Raw genomic sequence first — 26882 nt, 5'->3', positions numbered from 1 at the left:
AATTAGATCTCATTTCCATTGGTACTAATCACATTTTGATACCAGAAGAAACTTTTCTTCTTCGAACGTTCCATTGTGCCGCTGCCATCATCGTGTTTGTCGACATAGATAAAACCGTAACGTTTGCGATATTCACCCGTTGTGAATGACACACAATCGATGCAACCCCAAGGGGTAAAGCCCATCACAGGAACCCCGTCGAGAGCGATAGCATTTTTTACTTCACGAATATGAGCACCGAGGTACTCGATGCGATAGTCGTCGTTGATTGAGCCGTCTTGTTCAACCTTATCTAGAGCACCTAAACCATTTTCGACGATGAAAATTGGTTTCTGATAACGCTCATAAAGTTCAGAGAGGGCAAAGCGCAGCCCTTGAGGATCGACCTGCCAGCCCCAGTCGGAAGCTGGAAGGTGAGGATTGAGACGACTTTCTCCAAACAAGCTGTCCGAATCACCTTCAACTGGCTCGGCAGACACAATATTGGTCATGTAGTAGCTGATAGCGAGATAATCGGAACAGCCCTGGCGCAGAATTTCATCATCGCCTTCTTCCATTTGTACATGAATGCCTTTGCGTTCCCAATCTTTCAGTAGATAGCTTGGGTAATAGCCACGTACCTGAACATCGCTGAACAAATACTTACTGCGCATCATATCTTGTGCTTTAAGCATATCTTCAGGGCGACATGACGCAGGGTAAAGCGGCATCATGTGAATCATGCTACCGATTTGCATGCTTGGATTAATGTCGTGACCAAGTTTTACGACTTTCGCATGGGCAACAAATTGGTGGTGAGCGACTTGGTAAAGTGTCTGTTCTGGGTTGTCGTGATCAAGATAAATCACCCCTGAATTACAGTAACCAAATAGCGGTGCTTTCCAGTTGGCTTGGTTATTGATTTCGTTAAAGGTAATCCAATACTTCACTTTGTTTTGGTAGCGTTTGAGTACCACTTCAGCAAATTTCACAAAGAAATCAACGACCTTACGGTTTGTCCAACCGCCGTATTCTTTGACTAAGTGATGCGGCATTTCGAAGTGAGAAAATGTGATAACAGGTTCGATACCATATTTGAGCAGTTCATCGAACATATCATCATAGAACTGCAGTCCTGCTTCATTTGGTGTCTCTTCATCACCTTTGGGGAAAATACGTGTCCACGCAATCGATGTACGAAAACATTTAAATCCCATTTCCGCAAATAGGGCGATATCTTGTTTATAACGGCCGTAAAAGTCGACAGCTTCGTGGTTTGGATAGAATTGATCGGCTTCAACGGTATCGGTAATCACGCGAGGAACGCCGTGGGCACCTTTGGTTAGAACATCAACGATACTTGGACCCTTACCATCTTTATTCCAGCCACCTTCAACTTGGTGCGCTGCGACAGCTCCGCCCCATAAAAAATCACTTGGGAAACTTAACGTAGACATAATATTCCTCGATTGGAAATGAATAAACGGATCCTGACCAACATGACGATTCACTCAGGATCAATAGTGACTATTCTAGATCAATCAAAAGAAAATTGTAACCGGTTTCTGTAACCGGTTACAAAGCTGAAAATAGTAAGAGTTTGACTCTTACTATGGAGGAGGGCTAGGGCAGATCGAACATTAAAGCGATAACTTGTTCACTACCTTCGTTAATTAGATCGATTTGGTCAATATCAGAAATTTTCGCACCATCACCAGGTAAGAGAGACAGGTCGTTAATTTGTAATGATCCAGAGATGAGGTGCACATATACGCGGCGAGACTCTGCGATTGCGTAGCGCTGCTGCGTTTGTCCTGCAAGCACTAATTGGAACAGTGAAGCATCTTGTTTGATGGTAAACGAATCGTATTGTCCATCAGGTGTGGCAATCGGCGTTAAGCCTTGAATAACATTAAATGGTTTTTGTTGGTAACTAGGCCGAGTGTCGGTTTGATTGGGTTCTATCCAAATTTGTAAGAAATGCAACGGATTCGTCGATGAGTGATTAAATTCACTGTGGTAGATCCCTTGGCCTGCGGACATCAGTTGGAATTCGCCTTGTGGCAACGTTTCAATATTGCCGCCACTGTCTTTGTGCGCGATAGTGCCTTCTAACACAAAACTAATGATTTCCATGTTGCGGTGACCGTGGGTTTGAAAACCTTGATCAGGTTGCACAGTATCATCATTAATCACGCGTAAAGCAGAAAATCCCATATGATGAGGATCGTAATATTGGCCAAAGGAAAAGGTGTGATAACTATTAAGCCAGCCTAAATCGACATGCCCTCGTTCTTGCGCCGCCCTTTTTTCGATCATGGAGTGTCCTTCATTCAAATTTTTTAGAGATGTTTGTTATTTTAAATCAACTGTCAAAATGCAAAATTGGCAAATCTCGTTGGTAATCATCAAAAAAATTGAACGAATTCCGCTGCACATGATTCACTTTTTGTGTGCAGCGGTGATGATCTAAACTAGATTCATCGCACTATTATTAGCGATAACGTCACCTCTAAATGTGTTGCTTATCTGATTATTGTCCAATTGGTACACGTTATCGAGCATTAAAGCGGCAAAACTACCAGGGCCTTGCGCCTTATGTGACGTAATTTCCCCTGCGATTCCCCAAATTGCTGTGGCAGCGAATCCTGACGTTTCACCAACGGCTGCAAATGCACCCACCATAGCACTGAGACTACAGCCAGTACCTGTTACATAAGGCATGAGCGTGCTGCCGTTGTAGAGGTGAACCTGTTGAGTTGGGCTAATAATGACATCGGTGGCGCCGGAAATCACAATCCCTGAAACCCCAGGCCTTAAAAGTTGATAACCCGCATCAATGACGTCAGTGGACTCTGCCGTGCTATCGACTCCTTTAGTGTTCCCTTTCATGCCACTTAACGCTTTAATTTCAGAGGCATTCGCGCGAATAATGAGATTTTCAGCAAGCGTGCAAAAGGTTTGGCTAACCTGAGTTCGATATTTCGTCGCTCCGCATCCCACGGGATCAAGTACCACAGGGATGCCCGCATGATTGGCACATTCGATGGCATAATGCATTTGATTGACGCGCGTTTCGTTGAGTGTGCCGATATTGACCACTAACGCGCCGGCCATGCTGATCAACTCAGCCATTTCGTGTCGTGAGTTCGCCATGATAGGGGAGGCGCCGACAGCGAGTAATGCATTCGCACAGTAGTTGGTCACCACATCGTTGGTCATATTGATCACTAATGGTTGTATTTGTCGTACTTTGTGCAGAGCCGTAATAATGTCATGAGTCATCATAGTTGTACCTCATGACGCGGCTTGGTAACGCGACTCTGCTTTTTGGTGGGGAACATTATAGAGCGTTGGCTAGGATGCAAATACATGTGGTTCACCGGCCCGTGTCCATGCCCGACAGAGAGACGGTCAGCATAATTTAATGACTGAGTAATATAGTGTTTACTGAGTGAAATCGCATTCACTAAATGTTCTTTATGTCCTAGGTGGGTTGCTATCGCCGAGGAGAGTGTACATCCCGTACCATGAGTATTGTTGGTATCGATTCGTTGTCCGTGAAAGGTAAACTGACTCTCCTTATTTAGTAGAACATCACAGGCATCATGTTGAGAAAAACTGTGGCCTCCTTTGAGTAAAATCGGGGTATCTAGTGTTCTTAAATTCTGACAAAACTCCGCGAATTGCTGGTCAGTTTTAGGTTCCGGTTGCTTGGATATGACCGCAGCTTCATGCCAGTTAGGCGTGATGACCGTGGCAAGAGGGAAGAGTTCTCTTATTAAGGTGCTTACTGCGGTAGATGCGAGTAATTCGTCACCACTTGTTGCCACCATAACGGGGTCCAGAACAACGTTGGTGACTTGATACTGACGCAGCTTTTGCGCGACGATGGCGATACTTGCCTCGTTAGGCAACATGCCAATTTTGACGGCATCGATGTGGATGTCTTGGAAGACGGCGTCTAATTGATGTTCAATATGCGTTTCCGGCACAGGTAGGATATCCAGCACACCTTGCGTGTTCTGCGCTGTTAAAGCGGTAATTATGCTGCATGCATATCCACCATTGGCGGAAATACTTTTTATATCGGCTTGAATTCCCGCGCCGCCGCTGCTGTCTGAGCCTGCTATGGTCAGGATATTTGGAATAAAAGAAATGTCTGTTTTAGGTTTCATGGTTTGCTCCTAATACACGACATCAGGAACAAACAAAACCACTAACTATGCAAAGGAGAGGTTTTGTGATTGAGAGTAACTCTTATCATTTGGGTACCAATACGAGTTACCGCAGTCATAGTTCCCTACGCCAGTATTAACTGAATCAGGTTCAACGGGTCTCGCATTGCGATCTCAGCCTAAAGGCACCCCGACTATCACCAAGTATCCTAGCAACTTCATTTATTTAAGCAATCGATAATTACGTATTATGTGTGTGCTAATGAGATTTTAAGGTGAGCTCTGCAACACGATAGTTAAGTTCGAATGGGTCAAACCTAAAGTGTTGCAAACTCTTATTTACTGCGATGATCTGGTGGTAATACGTAATCGGTATAAGCGGCATTTCATTCACTAACAAGTGTGCAGCAAGTTGAGCATTCCGCTGGTACTGAAATTTATCCGTTTCACTGGTGAGTGTATTTAATAGAGCCAGCAATTTAGGTGAAGACCAATTCATCGGTCCCCATGCAGAATTAGTGTGCTCGGCAAAGTCGTTAAGTAATATCGGCAGAGGATCGGATAACATGCCGTAATTACGAGCAATTAATGCCATGTCTAGAGTGCCATCATTCTGTTTCGCTGGAATGACTTGCGCATCGATAATCTGGACTTTGAGAACAACACCGACTTGTTTCAATTGGTTTTGAATTGCGGTGGCAATCAGCGGAAGTTCCGGCCTATCTGCGTAGGTTACTAAATTGAGAGTGAAAGTTTTTCCATCTCGTTGTAGTACGCCTTGCGAATTTAATTGCCATCCAGCGTCGGCTAATAGTTTGCGAGCCTCTGCTAAATTGCGGTGTCGGTTCTCTAATCCATCGATATGCCATGCGCCTAATGCAGGAGAAAAAAGTTGATAAGCTTCCGAGCCCGGTAAACCTAATTCTTTATTGGCTATTTCATGTCGGTCAATGGCTAAACTTAGTGCGTGGCGTACCTTAACATTATTGAGATAAGGATGGGCGTTGTTGAGTTTTAACATCACTGTACGAGGCATAGCCGCCACTTTCATATGGAGGTTTTTACTGTTTTTTAGAGCCTCCATACTGGCAGGGTCAATGGAATACGCGATATCAGCTTGGCCACTTTGTGCAAGTAAAGCACGACTTTCAGGGCGATGACCTGAGAGATAATTGAGTTGCGGGATATTCGCAGGTTTACCCCAGTAAGTGGTGTAAGCGGTAGCCTTAACAATATTAGGCATCTGCAAGTTTGTTATCTCGTAAGGACCCGTGCCAATTATCTGGGTAATGTTACCATTATCATCAAAAGATTCAGGTGCAAGAATTGCCGTTGAATAGTGCGCTAATACAAACAGTAATGGACGATACGGCCGTGATAAGCGAATGATCACCTGCTCATCATCGTGGGTGATGTTGGTGATTGGGACTTGTTGAAGTACGCCAGAATGTTGCTGCGCGCGCTTAAGATCATTGACGACGATATGTGGAGTCAGTTCGGTGCCATTATGAAAGGTGACTTTGCGTCTCAACATAAAAGACCAAGTTAACCCATCTTTACTTTGCATCCAGCTTTTCGCTAGCAAAGGTTCAGGATTGGCCTTTTCATCGACAGCAACCAATGATTCAACGATTTGTAAACGGCTGAATACGTAGCCATTGGTTGAAAGTTCACGGCTATGAAACTCAAATGGCCCAGATATGCTAATGGCCTGTTTTGCGGTACTTTTCTCTGTTGTGGGCCAAAAACTTAACCCAGCAGCTATCAATACGATTGCTACCAAAAACCACTTCTTCATTCGAGTGATCGTCCTAAGTTACAGCCTCTCAATATCTGCCTGTGAATCGCCACAAACACCGTTAAGAGCCTTGTTGTGCATCTTGTAATGGGTCGGGTTATTCAAGCTGAGAACATCTGTTATGTCCAGACTAACTATAGTGAAGGTAATGGCTACTTACAATTTTTATAACAAAGGCTTATAGATTAATGTCGGGATAAAAGTGGTAAGCAAATAGTTGCATTTTGGTCATCGCGTTAAGATGTGAAGTCGGATATTAGAATCTGATCAGATTTATACAGTCATCGCCCATTTTACGTGCTAGATTGGATAAAGACTAAAGCAGATTTAACTGATTGAATAATCATTATATTAATAGGAAAGGAGTCCAAATTGAAAATAGCATTGGTTACTGGTGGTTCACGTGGCATTGGGCTTGAAACGGTACGCCGTTTAGCGGCTGAAAGCTATAAGGTGGTGACTTGCTCACGCTCAAAATCCAGTTGGAACGAGGCGCTTGATCTGTATCCAGATCTAGCTAATGTCGATCATAAAATCAGCGATATATCTATTGATAGTGACATTGAACAGTTATTTACCTACGTGAGTGAGACCTATGGCGAACTTCATGCCGCAGTAAATAATGCATCACCACAGATAGCGTCTAGTGGACGTTTTCATCAGGTGGAAAACTCATTATTAAAAGATACGCTTAATATTGATTTTTGGGCTCAAGCATTGTGCTTAAAACACGAAATTAAACTGATGAAAAAGGGCGCGGCGATCGTCAATATCAGCTCTGTGAATGGCTTAAGACCAACTCCAGGCGCATCAATGTATAGTGCAGCTAAGCATGCGATGGAAGGTTTAACTCGCTCACTGGCGCTAGAAAATATTAAAGATGGGATTCGCATTAACGGTGTGGCTCCCGGAGTAACTTGGACCCCGCGCTGGGAAGAGAAGCAAACCAACCACCCTAATATTCGCCAAGAAGTCTCGAATGTGGTGCCAATTGAGCGCTTTGCTCACAGTGAAGAAGTGGTCAACGCCATAGAATTTTTTCTGTCGGAGAAAGCCAGTTATATTGTTGGCCACACGCTGGTGGTTGATGGCGGGATTTCACTGACAGGTGCTTGAGGTTTTCAATCCGAACTTGCCCTACCAAACGTATCCGAAGTCAGATGTGGAATTTTAAATAATTTACAATTCAGTAACAACGTTGGTTAGGATAGACCAATAGTTCATTCAAATTCACAAGGTAAATATGGAAGCCCGAAAAGTTGCGGTTATCACCGGTGGTGGCAGAGGTATTGGTGCCGCTACTGCAAAACTGTTCGCTCAAAATGGTTATGCAGTATGTATTAACTATAAATCTAACGTTGAAGCTGCAAGTAGCTTAGCTGAGGAAATTGCAGCTAAAGGGGGGCAGTGCATTATAGTTCAGGCTGATGTCTCTCAAGAAGCTGGTGTGCTTCGTTTGTTTGATGTGGTTGATAAAGAGTTGGGTACGATATCCGTGCTTATCAACAATGCCGGTATATTGCAGAAACAAATGCGTTTAGAAGAAATGAGTGCTGAGAGAATTAATAGCATTTTAGTAAATAACGTTACAAGTTACTTCTTGTGCAGCCGTGAAGCTGTTAAACGAATGTCGAACAAAAATGGTGGATTAGGTGGTGTTATTGTTAATGTTTCTTCTGGATCAGCTCGTTCAGGTTCTCCAAACGAGTACATTGATTATGCTGCGTCAAAGGGAGCGATAGATACCCTAACGAAAGGTTTGTCGTTAGAAGTTGCTGCTGAAGGTATAAGAGTTAACTGTGTCCGTCCTGGGTTAATTTACACTGACATGCATTCTGACGGTGGAGAGCCGAACAGGATTGAAAGACTTAAAAGTAAAATTCCACTTCAAAGAGGTGGCTTACCTGAAGAGGTCGCTGAAGCAATCTATTGGTTAGCATCTGAGAAATCTACGTTTTCAACGGGTAATTATCTGGATGTAACTGGTGGTTTGTGATTCATTAATTGAGCTACTTATTCCTAATAATGGCATATGCCTGTATTAAATTAAGGAGTTTCCAAGAATGTACATCAGAAAAGCCAAGGTCTTTGAGTTAGATATTGTCTACTCAATGGGTTTTGATGTTTGGAATGGCTGTCAGTCCTATGAGGAATATCTGGTTAATTGTCGAAACAGTAAAAAATATCAATCTGGCACTTGGTATGTGTTAGTCGAAGACGAGCAAATTGTTTCTTCTCTTATCGTCTATAGTGGGCTATTTAACCTAACGGAAGGGTGTTTTGGCATTGGTTCGTTAGCGACAACTCCCGCACAAAGAAACAATGGCTATGGTTCGGCGTTGATCAACTTGGTTAAAACAGAGTTGTTCAAGAGTAGACGCTGTAAAGCGATTTACTTGCACAGTGATATTGGGCATGAGTATTACGAAAATCTTGGTTTTGTCAGTGTAAATAGCTCGGATTGTATGTGTACTACAAAAGACCATTCAGTTGGTGAAAGTTCACTATCGGCTTACTTTTAGCTGGCCCAATTTTAGTTATTCCCCAAAGTCGTTCGTCCCTGATTTTTAACGTTATATTCATCTTTGATTCCGTCAATCTGTGGTGAGTTACCTATGCTCCTAAATAATTTAGCCGCATGAAGCTGAACCATTTCGCTTGCGATACTTGTCCTAGTTTTTCTTATGACAGCTTTTTGGCGTAATCACTAGTGTTTAAAGTTCTGAATAGGAGTAGTCTGTTATGTGCTAGATATTCATAGGCTTACATAACATTAAGGAATCTGTCGTGAAACAAACGGTTGTATTGTTTGATATTAACGAAACGGTTTTGAATCTTGGTGCTTTAAGACCAAAATTTAAATTACTTTTTGGGGATGAGAATTACACTGATACGTGGTTTGCTATGCTGCTTCACTTATCAACAGTCTCTCTATTAACATCAGTTCATACAGATTTTGGAACATTATCTAAAATTGCACTGGAGTCATTAGCTGCGAAAGTGAATGTTGAATTGTTATCTGAAAAAGCGGATGACTTATTAAATACATTTTCAGAGCTTCCTCCTCATGAGGACATAAAACCTGCGCTTAAACGATTAAGATCGGAAGGGTTTAAAGTTGTTGCGTTCTCTAACTCATCAAAAAAACTAATTGAAAAACAGATCCGTAATGCTGATTTAAATGAATACTTTGATGAAATAATTTCCGTAGAGGAAGTCAACACTTTTAAACCAAGCGCGATTGCGTATAAATATGCATCAGAAAAACTGAACTGTGATGTCAACAATCTGCGACTAGTTGCTACACATGATTGGGATACTCATGGTGCTATGTCTGTAGGTATGAAAGCTGCGTATATAAATAGAATGAATGCTATCTACAACCCTTTATATCTTAAACCAGATATTCTTGAACAAAATATGGCATCCATTGTTAATAGAATCATTTCCATAGACGGCTAACTTTATATCCATAATCTGACACAAACGACTTAAGTCGTATTTCAACCTAGTCAGCACTGAGTTACTCAGTAAAGGTATGGATGTGAAAAAGCCACGCCTGTACTTTAAACGTTTTACCTCATGAAGAAAGAGGAACTTTTGATGTTTAAAATTGAGACCGAACGTTTGATCATTCGGGACATGACTCCGGATGATGAAAGCGACTTTGTTGCTATGTCTCAAGATGCTAAATATCAGCGTTTCTATGACGAGAGTGACTGTGATCCTAATAAATACAGAGAGTTAACCAATTTATTTATTGCCCAGGCTGGTGAGACGCCAAGAAAGTCGTACCAATTAGCTGTTGAGTGTAAATCGTCAGGAGAGTTCATCGGAACTGTCTGTTTACGCCTAGAGGATAATCAGCAAGCTTCAATGGGCTGTGCGTTTGCAAGGTCATCTCAGGGTAATAAGTTAAGTCATGAAGCCGCCTTAGCGCTCGCAAACTTTGGTTTTTTGGAATTAGGCGTTCACCGCATCTATGCGGAGACAATCAGCAAAAATCTTCCTGCTATTAAGCTGTGCCAGTCTTTAGGTATGCGTCAAGAAGCTCATTTTAAAGAGCATCGCTTTTTTAAAGGACAGTGGTGGGATACAGTAGTTTTGGCAGTCCTTCGAAGTGAATGGCACAAGGTATAAAGAAAAACTGGCTCGTTTCTGTCTATTTTTGTTTCGGCCTACTCGGGTAGAACGTTTTTGCCCCATTATGCGTTAGAGTATCAGCTCATAACATTTCTATAAGTACTGCGTTGACTTAATTTAGGTAATCCATCTAGCAATTTAAAAGTCACGTTATGTATTTTGACCTTAATTCATTCGCTTAAAATCGACGCTCTTGCATTACTTCCTGACAGACTTTTTCTATTTGTTCTCTAAGCCATATGTGAGAGGAATCTGATTGGAGACGAGGGTGCCACATCATAGAAATTGTAATTTTGTTAGTGTGAACTGGCAGTTCAAATGCCCATAAGAGAGCGTTGCTTGAACTTAATGGTTCATTCAGCAAAAATGATGATGGCACTAATGCGATTAAATCTGAATGCTTGGCTACTTCAAGTGCAGCAGGGAAACTGGGTACCGTTGCAACAATATGTCGAGCTAATCCTTGTTCTTTCAGTTCTTCATCAACAGGTCCTGAAAAATCCCCTCTTCGGGAGGCGATAATATGACTAAATAGACAATATTGTTGAGCCGTTACCTTTTTACACTGATCAAGTGGGTGTCCTTTTCTAACCACACTAACAAAGTTATCATAAAACAAGGCCTTGACAAGTTATTAACTAAACTTCGACCTCTCCAGTACCTTATAATTATTCTATGACCATCAGTGACTATTACGGTAAAAAATACTGTTTGGGCTTTTAATAAAAACAACATCTATGGTTTATCCACTAAACTAACGATAAATAATCTTATTCAATAAGGTAGTTTAGGGGTATGAGTTTTTAAGGATGATTAAATATGAATACATCACCATTAACCCTAAAAGATATTGAACAGGCCGCAGAGCGCATATCCCCGTATATCACTGTTACCCCGTTGCTTAGGGCGGAATATCTTGACGATATTTTAGCCGCTCAAATTTATATTAAGCCTGAAATGCTCCAGCTCACTGGCTCATTTAAAATTCGGGGTGCGCTTAACAAAGCTTTAGTGCTATCGCCTGAAGAGCGTTCTAATGGGATAATTTGTAGTTCGTCAGGAAATCACGCGCAGGCATGTGCTTATGCAGGAAAACTACTGAATATGAAATCGGTAATCGTGATTCCTGAAGATGCACCTCAAATAAAAATCAACAATACAAAGAGATTAGGTGGCGACGTTATTACATGGGAGCGATCGTATGCCTCTCGTATGAAGAAGGTTGCCGATGAAATTGCTGAAAATCACTATACTATGGTTCATGGTTATGAAGATTATGCCGTGATGGCAGGGCAAGGAACCATAGCACTAGAAATACTTGATTCTCAGACAGATATTGAAACGGTTGTTGTTCCATTAGGAGGTGGTGGTTTAGCTTCTGGTGTTGCTACCGCCATTAAGGGGAAAAATAAGAACATCAGAGTTATTGCGGTTCAAGCCGCTGCCACTTGTGCCTTTTATGTTAGTCGTGAAAAAGGAGAAAAAACTCGTGTTGAGTGCACACCGACACTTGCTGATGGTATTGGATGTAGTTATCCGTCAGATAACCCTTATCCAATTATAGAAGAGTACGTTGATGAAATTGTCGTAGTAGAAGAAGAAGATATTCTACATGCGACAAAATTGATTGCTAAAGAAGTTAAACTCATTGCTGAGCCGACTTCATGTGTAGTTGTTGCTGCTTTGTTGGCAAAGAAAATATTTCTAAAACGCAACGAGAAAGTCGCGTTGGTTCTTTCTTCTGGAAACTGGGATCTTAATAAGTTAGGACAAATTTATAAAGGTGAAATAGTTGAAGGAAATATCGCCACTTGAAAAATTAAAAGGTATTTTGATATTAAAATGTTAGTGGAGGATTATACATGGACACACTTTTACTCAACAAAAGTGAAATTGCAGAGCTCATCGACTTGAATAAAATTTTGTTGGCAGTCGAAGAAGGTTATAAGTCTTTTCAAAATGGTTTGGTTATTCAACCTGATTTTATGGCTGTAAGTTTGCCAGGAACTCATCAAGGTATTGATTTTAAAGCTGGACTTGATATTCGTGGTGATTATATATCGATGAAGTCTTCATCAGGTGGTTATGATAATAACCCCAGTGTCGGCTTGCCAATAGGTATGAACACTGTGTTGCTCTATGAAGCATCAACTAGTTTACTTAAATGCATTATGGATGGCACATGGATCACTGGTTGTCGTACTGCAGCGGCTGGCGCAATTTCAATCAAATATTTAGCTAGAGATGATGTAAAGAGTCTGTCCATTATCGGCACTGGTCGCCAAGCAAGAAGGCAGCTTTATGCTGCTCTGGAGATTAAGCAGTTTGAAAATGTATATTTATGGGGCAACAGCAGTGAATTTTTAAATGATTTTTATAATGAAGTGAGTGAGCAGAGTGATCTTAATGTCTTTAAGTGTAAGAGTGCAAAGGAAGCTGTTGAGAATGCTGACGTGCTTATTACCACAACAAGGGGACGTTATTCCGATGGACCAATTGTAAGAGAAACTTGGGTAAAACCTGGTACTCATATTGCGGCGATTGGTTCCGATATGCCTGATAAACAAGAAATTGAAGCGAGCCTTTTTGCCAATGCCAAAGTAGTTAATGATAGCTGTAAGCTTTGTGTGAAAAATGGTGAAACTCATCATGCTGTTGAGCAGGGGTATTTAAAAGAAAGTGATATTTATGCAGAAATAGGTCAGATCATTTTAGGTGAAAAAGTAGCACGTACCAATAACGACGAGATTACTATTTTTGACACGGTTGGTATGGCAATACAAGATAATGTGATGGTTGCGATGCTATTTGAAATGGCAAAAGAAAGATGTATAGGTACATCTTATAACTTTATCAAATAGTTAGAGACTGCAAATCATTCTGTAGAAGTGTTTAAGGATACATATAAATTAAGCATTTTCTAATATCTGATTATAAAAATTTATGTAATAGTTTAATGTTGTCTAGGCAACTAATCAGGTGAGCAAATTCATTATACCACCACGACCTGAGTTAGAATTTTTACCAAGTGATGAAATATAGATATTTTTAGCATAGATATTCATTCTAATCAGAGTTGAAATACTGGCTAAAGCGAGCTTTTAAAAAATTAATAAATTAGATAATTGATGAGTTCAATTATCTAAATAAAAGTAGTTATTTTAAATATTATCTATTATTAAAGTGATGTATTGTTCTCGAGCCAAATGGTGCCAAAAAAAATAATTGTGTATTGGTATCGTTGGCAACAGTTGGAACTAAGGTTTGTATGGGCATATTGGTTATGTGTCAAAATCCAGTTATGACAGAAAGTATCCGTGAAATTGTTAATAACAAACGATTAAAGTATAAACATACTTTTCCTAGTTCGACAGAAGCGTTTTAGAGCACAACTACTAACACGTTTCTGTCCGTGCGACCTGAAGTCGTATGGAGCGTTGTTCACCACGATAAGAGTGAACCATCTGTATCACCAGGTGACCCTAGGATTCTGAATAAAGCAGCGAATCCGACAATGTAACGAAACTCGGTTGTTAGACTGAGTGGGAACTGAATCGTGAGAGAACGTTCCTCCTGATAACCACAAATCGGGTAAGTGCTAGGGTGTCAGTATGATGAACGTAAGTGAATCCATGTAAGGCGCGTTATACGATGAAGCAGCGGAAGTGGTTTGTACGCTGTGGCCAAGAAGGCAATGAGAGCCGGAAAGAAGTTGGACAGTACTCTTTCGTGATCGATGTGCTCTCCGCACTATAGTGGGCATCTAACCTGATATTTTACGCGACATACGAAACAGGGTAAGCCTGTATATCTCCCTTTCGGGAAAGTAGTCTGCGAAGACTGCCGATAGGTGTGCAGGTAAAGGAGGTTAGAAAAAGCAAATGCCGCTTTGTAATGAAGTGGATACAGGTTTATATCTGGCGCGAAAGCGAGCTGACTTCTAACTGGTCTCCCGTTGCAAGATGATTTGAAGAACTTTATTTAAGGAGAAACGCAAATGGTGGCTTCATTAGAAGTTAGTGCCTCTCCTAACAGCATTCAATGGCAATCCATCGATTGGAAAACTGTCGAGTTGCACGTATTAAAGCTTCAAATGCGCATTGCAAAAGCAACCCGAGAGGGAAAACACAGTAAAGCGAGAGCTTTGCAGTGGATCTTAACACACTCAAGATCAGCTAAACTACTGGCTGTGAAGCGAGTGTCTCAAAACAAAGGCAGTAACACACCCGGAATAGATGGAGTCATCTGGAATACAGATGCTCGTCGGATGACCGCAGTAGATCAATTGAATCGTAAAGGTTATCGAGCCAAACCACTCAGACGCATCTACATCCCGAAAAAGAACGGCAAACTTAGACCTCTAGGCATTCCATGCATGATAGATAGAGCGCAACAGGCTCTGTATTTACTTGCTTTGGAGCCGATATCGGAAACGATAGCTGATCCTAACAGCTACGGTTTTCGCCCGAATCGCAGTACTGCTGACGCTATAGCACAATGCTTTAAATGTTTGTGTCTTAAGCGCTCAGGTAAATGGGTTTTGGAGGGGGATATTAAAGCTTGCTTCGACAAAATCGGGCATGAATGGCTAATTGAAAATGTTCAAATAGACAAACGAATGCTAAAGCAGTGGCTAGGCTCAGGCTATATTGATAAAGGTTTGTTTTACCGAACATCGGAGGGAACTCCGCAAGGCGGAATTATCTCTCCAACACTTATGTTACTGACACTTGCGGGCTTAGAAAAGCTTGTAAAGGAAGTAGGCAAGAGCTCGGGAGAACGAGTTAACTTCATCGGTTATGCGGATGATTTTATAATAACCGGATCATCAAAAGATGTTCTTATTAATGAAATCAAACCTCGGTTAATTGGTTTTCTAAAAGAAAGAGGGTTGGTACTCTCTGAAGAGAAAACACACCTTACTCATATAGATGATGGCTTTGACTTTTTAGGTTTTAACCTAAGGAAGTACAAAGGTAAATTGCTCATCAAACCGAGTAAAACTAACGTTCTCTCTTTCTTGGGAAACTTGCGTGAACTCATCAAGAAGCACGCAACAATGCCAGTCAATGATCTTATTAGACTATTGAATCCTAAACTGAAAGGTTGGGCGAATTATTATCGTCACTGCGTTGCAAAACGAACCTTCGGCTATCTCGGTCATCAAATCTTCTGGCTTCTTTGGCGATGGGCGGTTAGACGCCATCCTACTAAGCCAAAAGACTGGGTCAGGCGCAAATACTACATGAATAGAAGTGGTGGTTGGCAATTTCACGGTTGGCAGAAAATCGCGAACATGGACTGTCATTACAACTTAGTTCAAATAGCGAAAACGCCGATTAAAAGACATGTGAAGATCCGAAGTGCGGCTACACCATTCGACCCCCAATACCAAGATTACTTGGCAAAGAGGAAATCGAAAAAGGAAAGTCGTCACTCATGGTTGGAGCCTGCTTTAACTGCTATCTAGGTTGTTGGGTAACGTAATACGCCTTAGTGGAGGCTTGAGCCGTATGCAGTGAAAGTTGCACGTACGGTTCTTAGGAGGGCGGCACTTGGTAACAGGTGTCGCCTATCCGACAAAACTGAGTTAGATCTTGAGTAATATTTATTGGCATATACAGTACTAACGAAACGCATAAAAGCCCTCACATCGTTATAGATATGAGAGCTATTAGGCTTTGAATACGACGTTATTATTCGACTGCTAAGGTGTTTTTTTCCAGTCGCGGCTGAAGGTGAGTGCTCGGTCGAAAGTGGCGAGCCATTTTTGTGCTAATTGCCCCGATATTTGCGGCGTATAGATATGTTCATCGTTTTGGATGACAAGGTTAGATCCGTTCGCTCCGTATGCGGCTAGCGCAGCGCAGCCAAAACCTGTCAGTTCTGTGAAACTGGAGGTAATGACGTCGCGTTGTAAAACGTCGGCGAGAAATTGCACAAAATAGGGGTTATTAGTCAATCCACCATCAATGGATAAACGTGCGTGGCTATTTTCTAAATGTGGCATGGCATTAATCACTTGGGCCGCCCTAAGAGCAACACCTTCGAGAATCGACTGACATAAACAAGATGCGCTTGTCCCGCCATCCATCCCTATCCATAAGCCGCTTGCTGAGCGATCCCAAAAAGGGGCGGCAAGCCCAGAAAGGGCAGGAATAAACACTAACTCTCTTTCGATAGCGGGTGGCTGTGCAAACTGTTCAATCTCTTGGTAGTGATGAAATAAGCCAAGTTTTTTGGCCCATTCGATAGCAGCGCTAGCATGATAGATCCCCCCTTCGCAGGCGTAAGTGAGCGAATTATCCATTTGCCAAGCGGTGGTTGCGAGCAAGCCCTCTGGCGCATTCGGGCGCTGATCTCCTGTTACCATCAGCATGAATGCCCCAGTGCCAAACGTCATTTTGATATCACCAGGATTGCGACACCCATGTCCATACAATGATGCTTGTTGATCAACTAACGATGCTGTGATCGGAACCCCGTTTGCTAGAGTGCCAAAGTTGGCAACACTGGCCGATATAGTTGGCAAACACTCAAGTGGTACCCCAAACCGTGCGCATAACGTGTCATCCCATGTTTGGGTACTGAGGTTCATTAACGAGGTGCGAGATGCTGTGGTCACATCCGTTACAAATCGTCCCGTTAGGCGTTCTAGAAAAAAGGCGTCGGTGGTGCCAATATGCAGGCGCTTTTCTTGGTAGGCTTGTTTAACCGCGGGAATATTTTCAACAAGCCAATGCAGCTTACTGGCCGAAAAATAAGGATCTAGCGGTAAGCCTGCCCGATCGAGCGTCAGTTGTTCTAAGCCTTGGGCACGCAACCTTTCAATGGTGCCGCTGGTGCGATTATCTTGCCAAACAATCACCGGCGAAAGTGGTTCGCCTGTTTTGGCATCCCAAGCCAAACAGCTTTCACCTTGGTTAGCCATACCAATCGCCGCAATATCGCCGGCGTGTGTAAGGCATAATTGAACGTTATGCAGTAGCTCATTGGCATCTTGTTCAACCCATCCCTGCTGCGGGTAAGTGGTATGATGACGCACCGAAAAGGGGACACTGGCCGCGCCATTTGCCTCTGTGATGACGAGACGCGTGCTGGTTGTCCCTTGATCAATCGCAGCAAAACGTTGTGAATTATTCTCACCCATTATCTGTCACTCGAATCTCAAGTTTGCCGTTGCACACATGCTCCAGCGCGATTTTATCCAGTGGAATAAGAATGCGCCGTTCCGGTTGAGTGTTCACCTTTTTACTGTAGAGCACATTGCCGTTAGAGCTAACTTCAATATGTCCACGCACCGCTTGAGCGACTCTTAGTTGCAAATGAGGTAGGGCTGCGGTGGTGTTAAGAACCAGCTTTTGTGGAACACAAAAGCGAATGGGATGTTCGACTTCTACTGTAATGTTAGAAACGGGGGAAGCGGGTGGTTTTGCTAAGTCTTGAGCAATAAAACGACCAATGCGCTTAGCTTCGCGATATGACCAGCCTGCGGTTTCTACTGGGCGTAATACATTGCCTGCTGCAAAGTAGCTAGGATCGCTACAACGGCCATTTTGATCCACCAGTGGACCGCCCGTGCCGTTATCGAGCAGCAAATGGCTCGGGCGAATCAAAGCAGAGTCTGGGGTGAATTTGCCAGTAAATAGAATCCCGTCACACGCAATATCCTGTGTTGAACCATCAGCAAAACGTAATGTTGCGCCTTCAACTCGGCCAATACCATGAATGGATTCTAGATTCGCACCATAATAAACAGGAACACCGCTTAATTTGGGGTACATCATCAACGCCGAATACGTTGTGGCTGAGCTTTGGCTATCTATCATCGCAACTGGTTTAATTCCCACTTTTCGACAAGTTGCAATGGCCGATAAGCTGACCAACTCGGTGCCAACAATTAGCGGTCGAAGAAAGGGTTTTTTGCCTTTCAGATGAACAAAGTTTTGCAATGCCCCTGTGTTGTACACACCAATAGGGCGGTCACCACCGACAAATCTAGCTGAACGAGGTGTCTCTCTAACACCGGTCGATAACAGTACGCGTTGTGCTTTTATTTTGTATGGACCGGATGACGACATCACATCTAATTCACCATCGGGATTTAGCGCAATAACCGTCGTACCGATTCTAATATCGACACCTGCTTTTTGAGCCTCTTGAACATTGCGCTTTGCGAACGTAGGGCCTGTCATCAATTGATGATATTCGAGCACCCCATAGGGTGGGTGAGCACAATGGCGTGGTATGCCACCAGCGACTTGTTCACGCTCTAAGACCATCACATTGGTAATGCCTCGCTTTTTTAGTTCGGTTGCTGCGGACAATCCGGCTGGACCTGAGCCAATAATGGCGACATCTGTATGAATGACCTCAGTCATGATTGTGCTCCTCAACAGTAAGCGGAATGCGCAGTTTATCGCCAGCCAGTTCTGCGACGCGACTGCTGCAGTAGAAGCCTTGGCAACGCCCCATGCAGGCGCGAGTGCGGCGTCTTAACCCACCGAAATCACCGGGTGGCACTGAGGTGTTAAACGTTGCTTCGATCTCTCTTTTCGTAACCAGTTCACAATGGCATACCATCTCTTCATAGCCTGGTGTTTGCCAGTCACGTTTAAGATGCTCGGCTAATATCGGCATGTGCGGTGTGCTTGGCTCGGCAATGGGTTGATGAGAGAAATGCGAGCGGTACTTTTGGTAAATATATTGAGCAATACCTAAAGCCGCAGTTAACCCTGTCGAACGAATACCGCCCACCGTGATGTAGTGTTTATCCCAATGCTCATGAATTCGGTACTCTTTTTCATCGCTGCCCGGCCTTAATCCAGCATAGGTTGCGGTAACGGGAATGTTTGCAAGAGCTGGAATATGTTCAATAGCGGCCTGACGCAGAGTTTCTAGTGTTTTGTTGTCGAGCGCAGCATGATCTCGGTCTGGTTGTTCTTCAGCGGTTGGGCCAACCAAAAGGTTACCGAAAATAGTGCGAGTCAAGACAATGCCTTTGGTGATTTCATTCGGCACCGGCAGAATAATACTGTCGATCAGGTGATGTGCCGCTTTGTCGAAAACAACAAATTGGCCTTTACGTGGGCGAATCTCAAAATCAGAGTCACCTAATAGATTTTTTTCCAACCAGTCGCCGCGTAGGCCAGCACAATTTACAACAGAAGTGGCTTTTAGTTGGCCCTTGCTGGTATTGAGCTGCCATGTTTGACCATCAAACTCTCCATCTGTTACTTCGCAGTTTAAGAGTAGGTTGGCGCCATTATCGACAGCTTGTTGAAGATAGGCGAGGGGGGCAGACCATGGATCAATTAAAAATTCATCAGGTACCCAAATCGCCCCTTTGGCATGTTTAGCAAGCCCTGGTTCTCTGGATAATAATTCCGATTGACCAATTTCCACTGCATTCGTGATGCCATTTTGATGGGCTTTAGCCAAAATCTTGGGAAATTGAGCAAGATCGTTCTCAGTCCAAGCGACCACATGCGCACCGGTCTTTAACACGGGTAGATTCATGCTTTCACGAATCGCCATATATTCTTGATAGCCATTCTGTACGCATTGCAGTTCAATGCTGTCTGGCGGTGCATCAAAACCGGTATGTAAAATGGCACTGTTACCTTTACTTGCGCCCGATAATATATCTGAGCCTCGTTCAAGTAAGAGAACTCGTGCTCCCTCAAGGGTAAATCGTCTGGCCATTGCGCAGCCGACGAGTCCGCCGCCGATAATCGCGACATCGAACGTTTGTTGTTTGATTGAACGTGTTACTTCAGTCTGTTCCATAACTATTTGTCCTGAATGGGACTTCCTATTGGAAGTACCAAATTCAATTACTGTTATTCCTGGTAGTCTTGCTGCAAAATAGTGACGAGATTATTTAATACCGTGGCTAAAAATTGCGCTGCTTGAGTGAGCAATTCGTCTTGGCTAGCATCGATAAGCCCCAGTGTGGTGTAAGGGCCTTTAGGTAAATTGTCGGCTTTATACGTTGCCAAATATTCAATAGAAGAGGCCACCATTTCTGGATGGCTTTGAATGCCTATCACTCTATCGCTAGTGGTAAAAATCTGATTTTTGCAGCCTTCTGTGCTTGCATGCAGTTCAAATACAGGTGGAAGAACAATGGTATTACGATGAAAGAAAAACAATTTTCGTGAATCCACACCACTTAGCAGTGGGTGCGTTTTAGGTTTCTCAGCCAATTCAACATTAAGCCAACCAGATTCAGCACAAGTGTGTGGAACGAGCTCTCCCCCCATAGCACAACCGATAAGTTGAGAACCTAAACAGAGGCCGACCACGCCTTTGTTGGCATCAATAGCTTGGCGAATAAAGAGAATTTCACTTTCTAGCCACTCACTACACTCTTGTGGCACTCCCCCTAAGATGACCAAAATATCGAAGTCTTCGAGTCTAGGCAGAGGTTCCCCTGCGTATAGATGCGTCCCAGTTAGCGGGTAGCCGTGTGCTTGTGCCCACTGCGTGATGTTGCCAACCCCAGCGGTATCAAGGTTTTGTAAATAATGAATACGAGGTGTCATAACAATACGATCCTTATTAATTAATCGCTGAGCATAGAGAGCGGAATGGTGATGATTTGCGGAACAATAACGAGCAGAGCGAGCACGGCAAACTGAACCAACAGAAAGGGCATTACGCCGACGATGATTTTGTGAGTGCGAATGTTTCCGACACCAGAGACCACGTTTAGAACATTACCCACGGGTGGGGTAAGCATGCCGAGCGCTCCTGCGATGGTAAATACCACCCCAAAATACGTGAGGTCGATATGAGCAGCGCGGCAAAGTGGAATCATGATCGGCATTAAAATCAACATTAATGGGGTAAAGTCGAGCACCATGCCTAGTGCCAATGTTAAAAATAGAATGGCACCGAGCAATAGTTTTGGCTGGTCTAATAATGGCGTGAGTAACTTAACAATATCCGCGGGTAGATTAGCGATAGAAATCAGCCAAGCAGAGATCATGGAAGTACCGACTAAGAACATCACCACGGCGGACGTTTTACCCGCATCAACCAGTGATTCGTAGAACGCTTTTAAACTCAGTTCTCGATAGACAAATGCGCCAATAATCGCAGCATAAACCACCGCGATGACCGCCGCTTCAGTTGGGGTGAAAATACCAACGCGCATACCACCTATGACGACAATAGGCAGAACTAAGGCGGGTAGGCCTTTAATGATGGCGGTAAGAATTTGTTTACCACTTTGCTTTTCTAGCGTTTGGTAATCGCCATTGCGTGAAGACCATGCCCACATTGCGACCAACGCTGCAGCCATTAGAAGTCCCGGAACAATAGCGGCCATAAATAGACCATTAATCGAGATGTTAGCCACTGCGCCAAAAACGACCAGTGCAATGGAGGGAGGAATGACGGGGGCGATAACCCCACCGGCTGCAAGTAATCCTCCGCTACGACCTTCAGGGTAGCCTGCGATACGCATCATGGGTATTAAGATAGCTGCGAGGGCAGCACTGTCCGCGATGGCGGATCCGGAAAGAGAGGCCATAATCAATGCAGCAAAGATCCCGACATAGCCCAGTCCGCCTTTAATGTGGCCGAATGCTGCTATTGCAACTTCGATAATACGTTGTGATAAACCGCCACGGTTCATCAATTCTCCAGCCAAGATAAACCCTGGAATGGCGAGAAAAATGAAATTATCGGTGCCGTAAATCATGTTTTGGGCAATCACTTGACCATTAAACATGTCTAAATGCAGCATGAGTGCTACACCTGAAATCATCAAAGACCAAGCGATAGGCATGCCAAGCACAATACAAACAATTAACACGGCCAAAAATAAAATTACTGTCATAATAAGACCTGATTTAATCCTTTAGCGTGGGGTCGGTGTCTTGCGTGTTTTGCCGGGAGAAAAACGATCAACCGGCATTTTGTCGAGTAAAACGAACAGCAGCATCAAGAAGGTTTGCACCGCCATAACGCCACCACAGATCAAAGCCACCACATAAGGAATACAGGCAGGTAAGCCTGATAATGGGTAGTTATTATTCATGTTGATCGTTGCCTGAGACCAAGCACCAGAGGCGAGAAGGTAGTCACAGAAAATCATCGCAGCTGCAACAATGACAGCAACTGCTTTCTTCTTCCCTATCGACAGGTTATCGATTGCCAGCGTCATACTGATATGGCTGCCTTGAGATAAGGCGAGCACCGCACCAGTAAATATCAATGATCCCATGATAATGCGCGATATTTCGTCGGTAACGGGGATGCCGCTATTGAAGAAAAAGCGCAGTACGATATTGGAAAATACCGTGAGGATAGTGGCGAGAAGTTGTATCGCCACTAACGCTTCCAGCATGGATTCAAGTTTATGTATCAATCGCATAATGAAGGGGTATCCAATACTGATTACTTAGCTAAATCTGCTTTGATTTCTTTGTAGAAGGGACGAGTTTCATCCGTTAGCATCTTGTTGATGACGGGCTGTACTGCTTTGGTAATTTTTGCACGTTCGCCCGGTGCAAAATCATCAGCCACTTCCATATGTTTTTTCAGCATGTTCTCTGCTTTTTCTACAGCATCACGCATAATTTTGCGTTGCTCAATCCCTGCTTCACGTGCTGCTTTTTGTACAATCTCTTTTTGAGCATCAGTTAGGCGAGACCAGAATGGCTTACCAGCTAATACGATCATTGCAGAATAAGCATGGCGAGAGTGTGTCAGGTATTTTTGCACTTCGTAAAATTTCACGTCTCGTACAGTTAATAGCGGGTTGTCTTGACCGCTGACCGTTTTGGTTTCAAGCGCTGAATACACTTCAGGGAAAGGCATTGGCACCGGATTTGCGCCTAATGCTTTGAAAGTATCGATGTAGACCGGCTGACCAATCACACGAAAACTTAAGCCTTTAAAGTCGGATAACTTTGTGATGGGGTGTTTTGAGTTGGATAAATCGCGAAAGCCGTTGTCCCAAAAAGTCAGCCCTTTGAGTCCACTGCCATTGAGTCCTGTTAACAACTTATCGCCGGTTGGTCCTAACAGGACTTTGTCAGTTTGTGCATCATTAGCGAATAGGAAAGGTAGGTCGAGTACTTGAAGTGGTTTGGAATAACGGGTCAAGTTTGATGAAGACGTGATGAGCATCTCTTGTAAACCACCGCGTAGGGCGGCAATCTCTTGGGATTCGTTGCCTAATTGACCGCTTGGAAAATCAACGACTTTAATATCGCCATGGGATAATTGGTCGACTTTTTGCGCGAAGATTTTTACTCCATCATCAAAAGGTGTGTTTGGATTGCCAAAGTGGCCGATTTTAATGGTTAGTGCAGAAGCTTGTGTTGCGATTGCAGTGAGTCCGATTGATAACGTCAATTTGGTAAAGGTTTTGATCCATGGTGAACGAATAATGCAGTTACTCCCTTCCTTAGGATGTTCAATAAGATATGTGTTGTTATTGGGTATGGTTGGTGTCTGAGATGAAAATGAATGACACTCAACGTGAGACACTATTAACGTTTGCTTACGAACAAGAGAGCAAGTCTTATGCCAAATTGTGGGTTTTGTGTTTATTTTTGTCTTATTAATGACTAAATAGTCGTAATTGTGGGTGTTTATAGTTTAAAATAGACCAAATCAACATTAAGTAATTAGTGACACTTCAATCGGTTAAGTAATTGAAATGGGGCATAAAATGGCATTGGCAATGGATCAAATGTGTGCAATTGCCCAATTTTGTATCATAACTACGTAGCAGGGGGCACGATGCGTCCATTACAAAGACAGCAAGCAATACTGAAACAGCTAGAAAAAGAAGAACGGGTATTTGTTGATGAACTGACGGAAATGTTTGATACATCAGGAGAGACCATTAGGCGCGATCTGAATGTGCTCGCGAAAAAGGGGTTAGTGCGTAAATTTCATGGCGGAGCCTCGCTCCCCCCTATTTTGGAGAAAGAAAACGGTTTTACTACACGTTTAAGTGAAGCGATCGATGAGAAGAAGCGCATTGCCCATTATACGGTTGGCTTAATTGAAGATGGTTCAAGCTTATTTATGGACACGGGGACGACCACGCTATTGTTGGCGCAAGAACTTGCGCAAGCAAAAAAACACCTAACCGTGATTACCAGCTCGACGCAAATCGCCACTGAGTTTGCTCAATACGATCATCAAGTGTATTTGCTTGGCGGGGAATTTCATCCTGAATCATCACAATCATTAGGACTGATGGCAACCCGTCAGATTAAACTATTTAATGCGCAATATTTGATCTCAACTATTGGGACGATTGACAGTAATGGTGCTGCAGATTTTACGTTAGAAGAAGCAGAACTGACTAAGACAATGGCAGAACAAGCTCAGCAGGTCATTGTGGTCGCCGACCATTCCAAATTCAATCGCAGTGCGATGTTTCAGGTATTGTCATTTAATCAAATTGACCATTTGGTTACTGATGAACCCTTGTCGACTGATATTGCTGAGAAGGTCGAGCAATCTTCATTAAACTTGCATCTCGCTGATTAAATAGCCTGGCAAAATCATTTGCCGAGCTATATACCCAAGTAACGTCAAGATGCTGTTTCAGCAAGAGTGTATCTTGAGGTTATTTGGGTATATCACCATTACAGTTTATACAGTGCCATAAAGGCGCCAATGGCTCTTTCTACCGCGAGTTTAATTTGATTATCGTCTGGTATATCAATAGCTCGAAGCGCGTAAGGTTCGAAAAATTCAGCAGAAAGCAATCCTTTAAGCTGCATAGCCGCTAACCACGGATCTGCGGCGCGTAAGTGGCCTTTTTCCATTTGGTGTTGTAGGTAACCACTTAGGTGAAGCCAACCTTTCTTCGGGCCATTTTCATAGAAATGTCGACCAATGGACGAACGCTCTGCTTCATTCATCGCCATGCGGTAGATGGCCATGATGTCCGGCTTTAACACCGATTGTAAAAAGTTAAAGCCGAATTCCGGTAATGCGGCCACTAGATCATCATGATGATCGAGCGAAAGAAACGCATTCGCTATTTGTTCGGTAGCAGATGATTCCATCACGGCCGAAAAAATTTCTTCTTTTGAACTGAAGTAGTTATATAGCGTGGCTTTCGATCCCCCCAGCTCTTTAGCGATATAAGACATAGACGTTTGTTCAAACCCTTGTTGAGTGAATGAACGCTTGGCTATATCCAATATTTCCTGTCGTTTTTCTTCGCTTTTTACACGCATAGGTCTCTCGATATCCCATCAAAAATTCCGGGTAAGTTTCCCTTGACGGTTGTTCGTTGTCAAGAGTATAACTGTACAGTACGGTTTAGTTATAAGGTAATCTAACGTGAAAAGCAATGCTTTATATTCAAGGTTCGTGACTAAACACCGCGGTTGTTTTGCATTAACAGCACTAAGCACAGCAATACTCAGCGGATGTGTCGCACCGAATGATGAAGCCACGCCGAAATTGGCACAAATGAGTGAGCTTCACTATCAACAAAGTTTTGCCGACAGCCAGCAGGTTAACTGGCCTACCATGAATTGGTGGACTCGTTATCAAGATAAGCAACTTGATCAGTTAATTGAACAAGCATTTGCTGACTCGCCGGATCTAAAAATTGCCCAAGCTAGGTTGCGTGATGCCCAAGGGATCGCTCAACAGATTGGTGCAACCAAAAAGCCAACAGTTGGGTTAAGTGCCACTGCGTCTGAAAGTAAGGTTAGTTATCAATACCAAGCTTATGCGCCGCCAGCCGATTGGAATGATTACGGTACGTTAACGCTCAATTTCAATTATGACTTCGACTTTTGGGGCAAAAACAAAGCTGCGGTCATTGCTGCCACTAATGAGCTGGCTGCCACGAAAGCTGAAACCATTTCTGCACGTTTGATGTTAGCGACGTCTATTGCGAATGCTTACGCTGAGTTAGCACGTTTGTACAAAAATGAGCACACTGTGGCTGAAGCCGTTAGCCTACGTAGCCAAACCGTAGAATTGCTCGAAAAACGTTACAAAAATGGACTGGAAACACTTGGCTCGGTCAATCAAGCGAAATCGATTCGTGCCAGTGTTGAAGCCGAACTCTTGGGGATTAAAGAAGCCATCGCCCTCCAGAAAAACGCGCTCGCAGCGCTAGTCGGTCAAGGTCCAGACCGCGCTAAATCCATTACCGAGCCACAGATTCAGTTGGGGACTCGCTACGGGTTGCCAAGTAATGTCGGGGTAGGGTTGCTTGGTCATCGTGCCGATATTACAGCGGCGAGATGGCGTGCCGAAGCCGCAGCCCAACGCGTAGGAATCGCAAAGGCGCAATATTACCCAGATGTCAGTATTTCGGCATTTATTGGCTATCAAGCGTTTGGTCTCGATAACCTGACTCGTTCAGGTAATGATGCTGGCAGTATAGGGCCTGCCATTTATCTTCCTCTTTTTATGGGGGGACGATTAGATGGACAACTGACCTCTGCTCGCGCTCACTACCAGCAAGCAGTGAATAGCTACAACCAAACGTTGACCAATGCGCTGCATGAAGTGGCTGATGTGGTCACCAGCAGCCGCGCACTGCATGCTCGAATCAACAAAACGCAAGAAGCGGTCGATGCTGCTCAGCAGGCCTACAACATAGCCAATAACCGCTATAAAGGCGGGTTATCGACTTATCTAGATGTGTTAGTCGCAGAAGAAGCACTGCTTAATAACCAGCGAGCTTTGGTGAATCTCCAATCCCGCGCATTCAGTCTTGACCTCGCGTTGGTGCATGCACTCGGCGCAGGCTATCAACCTAAAAAGTCTTAAAAGGT

At 43.5% G+C, this 26882-nt stretch carries 24 protein-coding genes and 1 riboswitch; of the genes, 10 read left to right on the top strand and 14 right to left on the bottom strand.

Features of this window, described 5'->3' with window-relative positions; genetic code table 11:
- Window positions 1-2 precede the first annotated feature (2 nt).
- The 5 genes from I1A42_RS09980 to I1A42_RS09960 all read right to left on the bottom strand — a co-directional run bounded on the left by I1A42_RS09980 (window position 3) and on the right by I1A42_RS09960 (window position 5955).
- Window positions 3-1436, bottom strand: a complete 1434-nt coding sequence (locus tag I1A42_RS09980; RefSeq protein ID WP_196123385.1) for a 6-phospho-beta-glucosidase — start codon at window positions 1434-1436, stop codon at window positions 3-5.
- 166 nt (window positions 1437-1602) lie between these two features.
- Window positions 1603-2298: a pirin family protein gene (locus I1A42_RS09975; RefSeq protein WP_161157478.1), complete on the bottom strand. Its 696-nt coding sequence runs from the start codon at window positions 2296-2298 to the stop codon at window positions 1603-1605.
- Window positions 2299-2448: 150 nt separating this feature from the next.
- Complete coding sequence (gene thiM, locus I1A42_RS09970) at window positions 2449-3267, bottom strand: hydroxyethylthiazole kinase (RefSeq protein ID WP_161157477.1); 819 nt, start codon at window positions 3265-3267, stop codon at window positions 2449-2451.
- Window positions 3264-4157, bottom strand: coding sequence for a bifunctional hydroxymethylpyrimidine kinase/phosphomethylpyrimidine kinase (gene thiD / locus I1A42_RS09965; protein ID WP_196123384.1), 894 nt, complete (start codon window positions 4155-4157; stop codon window positions 3264-3266). Before thiD ends, thiM begins: the two co-directional genes overlap by 4 nt.
- 105 nt (window positions 4158-4262) lie before the next feature.
- Window positions 4263-4360, bottom strand: a riboswitch (TPP riboswitch).
- Window positions 4361-4416: 56 nt separating this feature from the next.
- Entirely contained in the window at window positions 4417-5955 is a 1539-nt protein-coding gene (locus tag I1A42_RS09960; protein ID WP_196123383.1) for an ABC transporter substrate-binding protein, read from the bottom strand.
- Window positions 5956-6327: 372 nt separating this feature from the next.
- On the opposite strand from I1A42_RS09960, the gene I1A42_RS09955 reads away from it, so the two are divergent.
- The 5 genes from I1A42_RS09955 to I1A42_RS09935 all read left to right on the top strand — a co-directional run bounded on the left by I1A42_RS09955 (window position 6328) and on the right by I1A42_RS09935 (window position 10095).
- Window positions 6328-7071: an SDR family NAD(P)-dependent oxidoreductase gene (locus I1A42_RS09955; protein ID WP_196123382.1), complete on the top strand. Its 744-nt coding sequence runs from the start codon at window positions 6328-6330 to the stop codon at window positions 7069-7071.
- A gap of 127 nt (window positions 7072-7198) precedes the next feature.
- Window positions 7199-7951 (top strand): SDR family oxidoreductase, encoded by a 753-nt coding sequence (locus tag I1A42_RS09950; protein WP_196123381.1) that lies wholly within the window; start codon window positions 7199-7201, stop codon window positions 7949-7951.
- Window positions 7952-8018: 67 nt separating this feature from the next.
- Window positions 8019-8477: a GNAT family N-acetyltransferase gene (locus I1A42_RS09945; protein WP_196123380.1), complete on the top strand. Its 459-nt coding sequence runs from the start codon at window positions 8019-8021 to the stop codon at window positions 8475-8477.
- Window positions 8478-8742: 265 nt separating this feature from the next.
- Window positions 8743-9417, top strand: coding sequence for a haloacid dehalogenase type II (locus tag I1A42_RS09940; protein ID WP_161157471.1), 675 nt, complete (start codon window positions 8743-8745; stop codon window positions 9415-9417).
- Between the two features lie 141 nt (window positions 9418-9558).
- Complete coding sequence (locus tag I1A42_RS09935; RefSeq protein WP_196123379.1) at window positions 9559-10095, top strand: GNAT family N-acetyltransferase; 537 nt, start codon at window positions 9559-9561, stop codon at window positions 10093-10095.
- 181 nt (window positions 10096-10276) lie between these two features.
- Here the strand turns inward: I1A42_RS09935 and I1A42_RS09930 are convergent, their stop codons facing one another.
- A complete protein-coding gene (locus I1A42_RS09930) occupies window positions 10277-10717 on the bottom strand; it encodes a LysR substrate-binding domain-containing protein (protein WP_230389372.1) in 441 nt (146 codons plus the stop codon).
- A 200-nt stretch (window positions 10718-10917) separates the two neighbouring features.
- Here I1A42_RS09930 and I1A42_RS09925 point away from each other — a divergent pair, with 200 nt between their 5' ends.
- From I1A42_RS09925 to ltrA, 3 genes are all read left to right on the top strand, one after another.
- A complete protein-coding gene (locus tag I1A42_RS09925; protein WP_196123377.1) occupies window positions 10918-11913 on the top strand; it encodes a threonine ammonia-lyase in 996 nt (331 codons plus the stop codon).
- A 47-nt stretch (window positions 11914-11960) separates the two neighbouring features.
- Entirely contained in the window at window positions 11961-12959 is a 999-nt protein-coding gene (locus tag I1A42_RS09920) for an ornithine cyclodeaminase family protein (protein ID WP_196123376.1), read from the top strand.
- Window positions 12960-14095: 1136 nt separating this feature from the next.
- Window positions 14096-15568, top strand: coding sequence for a group II intron reverse transcriptase/maturase (gene ltrA / locus I1A42_RS09915; RefSeq protein ID WP_161154336.1), 1473 nt, complete (start codon window positions 14096-14098; stop codon window positions 15566-15568).
- 237 nt (window positions 15569-15805) lie between these two features.
- On the opposite strand, the gene I1A42_RS09910 is transcribed toward ltrA, so the two are convergent.
- The 7 genes from I1A42_RS09910 to I1A42_RS09880 are packed head-to-tail and all read right to left on the bottom strand — an operon-like array spanning window position 15806 to window position 23604.
- Window positions 15806-17248 (bottom strand): FGGY family carbohydrate kinase, encoded by a 1443-nt coding sequence (locus I1A42_RS09910; RefSeq protein WP_196123375.1) that lies wholly within the window; start codon window positions 17246-17248, stop codon window positions 15806-15808.
- The gene (locus I1A42_RS09905; RefSeq protein WP_196123374.1) at window positions 17241-18479 is read right to left on the bottom strand and encodes an NAD(P)/FAD-dependent oxidoreductase; all 1239 of its coding nucleotides are present in this window, start codon (window positions 18477-18479) and stop codon (window positions 17241-17243) included. The genes I1A42_RS09910 and I1A42_RS09905 overlap by 8 nt, the downstream gene beginning before the upstream one ends.
- Entirely contained in the window at window positions 18472-19887 is a 1416-nt protein-coding gene (locus I1A42_RS09900) for an NAD(P)/FAD-dependent oxidoreductase (RefSeq protein ID WP_196123373.1), read from the bottom strand. Before I1A42_RS09900 ends, I1A42_RS09905 begins: the two co-directional genes overlap by 8 nt.
- Before the next feature lie 53 nt (window positions 19888-19940).
- Window positions 19941-20645 carry a type 1 glutamine amidotransferase gene (locus tag I1A42_RS09895; protein ID WP_196123372.1) on the bottom strand — a complete coding sequence of 235 codons (705 nt, stop codon included), beginning with the start codon at window positions 20643-20645 and terminating at the stop codon, window positions 19941-19943.
- Between the two features lie 20 nt (window positions 20646-20665).
- Window positions 20666-21946, bottom strand: a complete 1281-nt coding sequence (locus tag I1A42_RS09890; RefSeq protein ID WP_196123371.1) for a TRAP transporter large permease — start codon at window positions 21944-21946, stop codon at window positions 20666-20668.
- A gap of 21 nt (window positions 21947-21967) precedes the next feature.
- Entirely contained in the window at window positions 21968-22483 is a 516-nt protein-coding gene (locus I1A42_RS09885; protein WP_196123370.1) for a TRAP transporter small permease, read from the bottom strand.
- 23 nt (window positions 22484-22506) lie between these two features.
- Window positions 22507-23604: a DctP family TRAP transporter solute-binding subunit gene (locus I1A42_RS09880; protein ID WP_329604816.1), complete on the bottom strand. Its 1098-nt coding sequence runs from the start codon at window positions 23602-23604 to the stop codon at window positions 22507-22509.
- A gap of 255 nt (window positions 23605-23859) precedes the next feature.
- On the opposite strand from I1A42_RS09880, the gene I1A42_RS09875 reads away from it, so the two are divergent.
- Window positions 23860-24621 (top strand): DeoR/GlpR family DNA-binding transcription regulator, encoded by a 762-nt coding sequence (locus I1A42_RS09875; protein ID WP_196123369.1) that lies wholly within the window; start codon window positions 23860-23862, stop codon window positions 24619-24621.
- A 98-nt stretch (window positions 24622-24719) separates the two neighbouring features.
- On the opposite strand, the gene I1A42_RS09870 is transcribed toward I1A42_RS09875, so the two are convergent.
- On the bottom strand, window positions 24720-25319 hold the full coding sequence (locus tag I1A42_RS09870) for a TetR/AcrR family transcriptional regulator (protein ID WP_196123368.1): 600 nt from the start codon (window positions 25317-25319) through the stop codon (window positions 24720-24722).
- A gap of 106 nt (window positions 25320-25425) precedes the next feature.
- Here I1A42_RS09870 and I1A42_RS09865 point away from each other — a divergent pair, with 106 nt between their 5' ends.
- Complete coding sequence (locus tag I1A42_RS09865) at window positions 25426-26877, top strand: AdeC/AdeK/OprM family multidrug efflux complex outer membrane factor (RefSeq protein ID WP_196123367.1); 1452 nt, start codon at window positions 25426-25428, stop codon at window positions 26875-26877.
- Window positions 26878-26882: the final 5 nt, after the last annotated feature.

It is taken from the genome of Vibrio nitrifigilis, assembly GCF_015686695.1.
Classification (GTDB): Bacteria; Pseudomonadota; Gammaproteobacteria; order Enterobacterales; family Vibrionaceae; genus Vibrio; species Vibrio nitrifigilis.
Note: the sequence above shows the minus strand (reverse complement) of the source record. Positions and strands in the feature narration are given on the sequence as shown.